Below are 4,418 nucleotides of genomic sequence, written 5' to 3' on the forward strand. Positions count from 1 at the left end.
CTCGCCGGCCGACCTGTGAGGTGCACAAGAGAGCGGCACCCGGCCCGCGTAGGGGTCGAGTGCCGCCGCTGGCACGTGAGCGCTGGCTACCAGGCGTGCAACATCTAACTGCTGCCCCGGGAGACCCGAGGACTCGCGCCCAATCGGATGGGTAGATCGCCGCGTGGGTTCCGCACTCACGTGCACCTCTGTGTTGTTCTTGACTCAGTTGTACGCCGCATCCCCGGCCCGATCAAGGGTTGACATTTCCCCCCCGATGCACGGTCAGGCGGTGTCCTTGCGCCGCCGGGACGACGCCCAGAGGTAGCGGCCCATCGCCACGGCACCGCCCACCGCGAGGGCCGCGAGCGCGGGCTTGGCGGGCGGGAGTGGCACCCGGCTGCGCAGCGCCACGGGCTTGGTGAAGACCAGCACGGGCCAGCCCTCGGCCACCGCGACGCGCCGCAGCTCCCGGTCGGGGTTGACCGCGTGCGGGTGGCCGACGGCCGCGAGCATCGGGGCGTCCGTCACCGAGTCGCTGTAGCCGTAGGAGCGGTCGAGGTCGTAGCCGCGGAGGTCGGCCAGCTCGCGGATCGCGCGGGCCTTCTCCTCGGCGTAGGCGTAGTAGGCGATCCCGCCGGTGTACCGGCCGTCCTCGATCTCCATGCGGGTCGCGACCACGTGGTCGGCGCCGAGCATCTCCCCGATCGGGCCGACGACCTCCGCGCCGCTGGTGGAGACGATGACGACGTCGCGGCCGGCGAGGTGGTGCTCCTCGATCAGGCTCACCGCCTCGTCGTAGACGAGGGGGTCGACGATGTTGTGCAGGGTGTCGGCGACGATCTCGCGCACCGTGGCGACGTCCCAGCCGGCGCACAGCTGCGACATGAACTGCCGCATCTTCTCCATCTGGTCGTGGTCGGCGCCGCCGACGAGGTAGACGAACTGTGCGTACGCCGACCGCAGGACCGCGCGTCGGGAGATCAGGCCGCCGGCCTGGAAGGGCTTGCTGAAGGCCAGCGTGCTCGACTTGGCGATGATCGTCTTGTCGAGGTCGAAGAACGCTGCTTCGCGGCCCGTCATGCCCCCAGCGTAGGACGCCGCCGGCCGTCGTACCGGGCGATCGGCAGGACCGGCCCGGGCCGCTGACCGTCCACAACCCGGTCGGCACGACGATGATCCACAGGCCTCCGGCTGCCTACCGCCCGGCGTCCGGGCGGGTCGGCAGGGTGGCGGCATGGACCTGCCACGCACCGCGTCCCCGCTCTTCGCCACCGCCGACCCGGCGCTGCTCGACGTCCTGCAGCCGCTGGCCGCGGGGGCGGGCGTCACCGCCGTGGTCGCCGGCGACGTCGGGGAGGCGCTGCGGCGGTGGTCGACCGCCCCGCTGGTCGTGGTCGGCGCCGACCTCGTCGCCGCGCTGGCTGCGGCCGCGCCCGCCCGGCGCGAGCACGCCCACGTAGCCACGCTGGGGGAGGCCTGGCAGCACGACGACCTCTTCCGCAGCGCCGTGGCCGTGGGCGCGACGAGCGTGGTGGAGCTGCCCCGGTCCTCGGGCTGGCTGAGCGAGGAGCTCGCCGACCTCGTCGACCCCCACGCCGGGCGCGGGGTGGTGATCGGCGTAGTCGGCGGCTCGGGAGGTGCGGGCGCCACCACGCTGGCCTGCGCCCTCGGGCAGGCGGCAGGCCGCGCGGGTCCCGCCCTCGTGGTCGACGCCGACACGCACGGCCCCGGGGTCGACCGGGTGCTAGGTCTCGACGACCTCGGCGGCATCCACTGGGACGACCTGCGCGTCGGGGCCGGGCGGCTGAGCGCCGCCTCGCTGCGCGAGGCGGTGCCACGTCGGCACGGCGTCGGAGCCCTCACCTGGGCCACCGGCGACACCGCGACCCTCCCGGCGTCCACGCTGCAGGAGGCGGTGGCCGCGGCGCAGCGCGGGCACGGCGCCGTGGTGGTCGACCTCCCCCGGGGCCCGTCCGGTTGCGTCGAGGAGGTGGTCGGCCGCTGCGACCTCCTGCTGGTCGTGGTGCGGCCCTCGCTGGCCGGCGTGGCCAGCGCCGTCCGCCTCGCCGCGGCGTGGCCGCGCGGAGCCCGGGCCGGTCTCGTGCTGCGCCGCGTCCCGCGGGCGATCGCCCCGGACGAGGTGGCCGCCGCCGTGGGGCTGCCCGTGCTGGCGGAGATGGGAGACCAGCGGGGCGTCGAGGAGGCCGTCGAGCTCGGCCTCGGACCGTTGCGGTCCGCTCGCGGGCCGTTGGCCCGCGCCGTCGCCGTGCTCCTCGCCGAGGCCGCGGACCCGGCCCGTGCAGCATGAACGACGTCGAGCTGGTCCGCGACCGGCTGGCGCGGGAGCCGGGCGAGCTGACCCCGCACCGGGTGGCGGCGGCGCTGCGCTCCGCCGGCCGACCGGTCGGCGACCTCACCGTCCGCTCGGTGCACGAGACGCTGCGGCGAGAGCTGCTGGGCGCCGGGCCCCTCGAGCCCCTGCTGCGCGACGACGAGGTCACCGACGTGCTCGTCAACGGGCCCGACGCGGTCTACGTCGACCGCGGTGCGGGCCTGGAGCTGTCCACGGTGCGCTTCCCCGCCGACGGCGACGTACGCCGCCTGGCCCAGCGGCTGGCGGCCTCCGGCGGTCGCCGCCTCGACGACGCGAGCCCGTGCTGCGACGTGCGGCTGGCCGACGGCACCCGCTTCCACGCCGTGCTGGCGCCGGTGGCCCGCCCCGGCACGCTCATCTCGCTGCGGGTGCCGCGCGTGCGACCGTTCACCCTCGACGACCTCGTCGCGGCCGGCTCGGTCACCGACGTGGGCGCCCGACTGCTGGGCGACGTCGTGGCGCGGCGGCTGGCCTTCCTGATCAGCGGCGGCACCGGCTCGGGCAAGACGACGCTGCTGGCCACGTTGCTGGCGCTGGTGCCCCCGGCCGAGCGCCTCGTGCTCGTCGAGGACGCCAGCGAGCTGCGGCCCGACCATCCCCACGTCGTCGCCCTCGAGTCGAGACCGCCCAACGTGGAGGGGGCCGGCGCGATCGACCTGCAGGTGCTGGTGCGGCAGGCCCTGCGCATGCGGCCCGACCGACTGGTGGTCGGGGAGGTCCGCGGCGCCGAGGTCGTCGAGCTGCTCGCGGCCCTCAACACCGGCCACGAGGGTGGCTGCGGCACCCTGCACGCCAGTGCGGCCACCCTGGTGCCGGCCAGGATCGAGGCGCTGGCCCTGGCCGCCGGGCTTGGGCGCGCGGCAGCCCACAGCCAGCTCGCCGCCGCGGTCGACGTGGTCCTCCACGTGGCCCGCGCTCCCGACGGCCGTCGCCGGCTGGCACAGGTGGCGGTTCCGCGGGTGCGTGACGACGGGCTCGTCACGATGGTCGCGGTCGTGGACTTCCCGGCGGCCGGAGCGCCGCGGTGGGGTGACGGCGCCGACCTCCTCGCCGACCGGCTGGCCGCGTGACCGGCGACCCCGCCGTCCTGCTCACCGCCCTGATGGCCGGAGCCGCGGCGGCGTGCGCGCTCCGGGGGACGAGCACCGCCCCGGCCGCTGGGCCCGTCCTCGTCGTGGTGGCCGTCGTCGTCGGCGGTGCCGCGGTCCTGCTGCATCCCGACCCGGGCCACCTGGTGCTGCTGCTCGTCGGCGCGGGTGTCCTGGCGATGGCTGCAGCGCTCGTGCGCCGGCGAAGGAGGCGGCTGGAGGCCCGGCGCCGTCAGGCCAGCCTGCTCGAGGCCTGTGGCGTCCTGTCCTCCGAGCTGACCGCCGGGCAGCCACCGGCCACGGCGCTCGGCCGGGCGGTGCGCGTCTGGCCCGACCTCGCACCGGTGCTGCGCAGCCACGACCTCGGTGCCGACGTGCCGGAGGCATGGCGCTCGCTGGCACGGCACCCGGGGGCGCACGACGCCCTGGTCCTGGCCGCCGCCTGGCAGGTGTCGCACCGGTCCGGACGAGGCCTGGGCGAGGCGCTGGCCCGGGTGGCCCGGGGCCTGCGGGGCGCGGCGGCCACCCGCCGTGTCGTGGAGTCGGAGCTCGCGTCCGCCCGGGCCACCGCCCGGCTGCTGGCGGCGTTGCCGGTTTTGGCGCTGGTGGTGGGCGGCGGCACGGTGCCCGGCTCGTCACCGTGGGGATTCCTCCTCGGAACACCCGTCGGCCTGGCATGCCTCGGCGCCGGCCTCTCCCTCGGCTTCCTCGGTCTCTGGTGGATCGAGGCCATCGCCGACGACGTGGAGCGCCGGTGCTGACGGCCGCCGCGGTGCTGCTGGCCGGCGCGGCCTGTGCCCTGTGGCCCCGGCCGGCCCGGGCGTCGCCCGCCGTGGCGCCGGCTCCCCCGCCGGCGGCGCCGACGACGGGTCGGTGGAGCGCCTCGCGCCTGCTGTGGTCCACCGGCGCCGGACTGGGGGTATGGACCCTCCTCGGCGGCCGGCCCGGCGTACTCGGCGGCCTCGCCGCCGCGG

The 4,418-nt window shown here is 76.6% G+C and carries 5 protein-coding genes; 4 read left to right on the forward strand and 1 reads right to left on the reverse strand.

All coding sequences use genetic code 11. The features are described from left to right. Positions 1 to 264 precede the first annotated feature (264 nt). Complete coding sequence (locus tag QZX64_RS13410) at positions 265 to 1,062, reverse strand: HAD family phosphatase (RefSeq protein ID WP_295660754.1); 798 nt, start codon at positions 1,060 to 1,062, stop codon at positions 265 to 267. A gap of 154 nt (positions 1,063 to 1,216) precedes the next feature. Here QZX64_RS13410 and ssd point away from each other — a divergent pair, with 154 nt between their 5' ends. The 4 genes from ssd to QZX64_RS13430 all read left to right on the forward strand — a co-directional run. Beyond that, positions 1,217 to 2,290 (forward strand): septum site-determining protein Ssd, encoded by a 1,074-nt coding sequence (ssd, locus tag QZX64_RS13415; RefSeq protein ID WP_295660756.1) that lies wholly within the window; start codon positions 1,217 to 1,219, stop codon positions 2,288 to 2,290. Further along, positions 2,287 to 3,426, forward strand: a complete 1,140-nt coding sequence (locus QZX64_RS13420) for a TadA family conjugal transfer-associated ATPase (protein ID WP_295660758.1) — start codon at positions 2,287 to 2,289, stop codon at positions 3,424 to 3,426. The genes ssd and QZX64_RS13420 overlap by 4 nt, the downstream gene beginning before the upstream one ends. Beyond that, a complete protein-coding gene (locus QZX64_RS13425) occupies positions 3,423 to 4,205 on the forward strand; it encodes a type II secretion system F family protein (RefSeq protein WP_295660760.1) in 783 nt (260 codons plus the stop codon). The genes QZX64_RS13420 and QZX64_RS13425 overlap by 4 nt, the downstream gene beginning before the upstream one ends. Further along, positions 4,199 to 4,418 (forward strand): hypothetical protein (locus tag QZX64_RS13430; RefSeq protein WP_295660762.1); only part of this gene is annotated, 220 nt, incomplete at its 3' end. The genes QZX64_RS13425 and QZX64_RS13430, both read left to right, overlap by 7 nt.

It is taken from the genome of uncultured Nocardioides sp. (assembly GCF_902805925.1).
Lineage (GTDB): Bacteria > Actinomycetota > Actinomycetes > Propionibacteriales > Nocardioidaceae > Nocardioides.

Excerpts from the sequence above, each read along its gene's own strand:
- QZX64_RS13410 (WP_295660754.1), bottom strand. The coding sequence starts at position 1,062 with ATGACGGGCCGCGAAGCAGCGTTCTTCGACCTCGACAAGACGATCATC.
- ssd (WP_295660756.1), top strand. The coding sequence starts at position 1,217 with ATGGACCTGCCACGCACCGCGTCCCCGCTCTTCGCCACCGCCGACCCG.
- QZX64_RS13420 (WP_295660758.1), top strand. The coding sequence starts at position 2,287 with ATGAACGACGTCGAGCTGGTCCGCGACCGGCTGGCGCGGGAGCCGGGC.